Here is a 273-nt window from a genome sequence, read left to right as displayed (position 1 = left end):
CAAGGTTCTCCATCACCTTCCATGACTTTCAATACGTGACAACCATATTCTTCAATATCGCTTAATGCTTTTTCGTCCCTTTCGTCCACTAAATTCTCCTTGAAATATAACGCCGCAAGCACGCGCTGTTTTTTGAGTGAAGCGCGAAAAGCCAGACGCGCGCCTGGCCTTGTTAAGCATTTGGTGACAATACCCACAATACCTGAGTTTTACTTGGAAATATTTCGATAGCCAAGCCTCGGGCATTACCAGACATAAAATCAGTGGCCCATG

The 273-nt window shown here is 44.7% G+C and carries 1 protein-coding gene; it reads right to left on the bottom strand.

Annotated elements, in window-relative coordinates; genetic code table 11:
* On the bottom strand, positions 1-197 hold a 197-nt coding region (locus R0J87_RS20325), incomplete at its 3' end, for a hypothetical protein (RefSeq protein ID WP_498888519.1).
* Between the last annotated feature and the right edge of the window lie 76 nt (positions 198-273).

The organism is Halomonas sp. SIMBA_159 (assembly GCF_046536035.1).
Classification (GTDB): domain Bacteria; phylum Pseudomonadota; class Gammaproteobacteria; order Pseudomonadales; family Halomonadaceae; genus Vreelandella; species Vreelandella venusta_A.
This window is presented reverse-complemented; position numbering and strand designations above follow the sequence as displayed.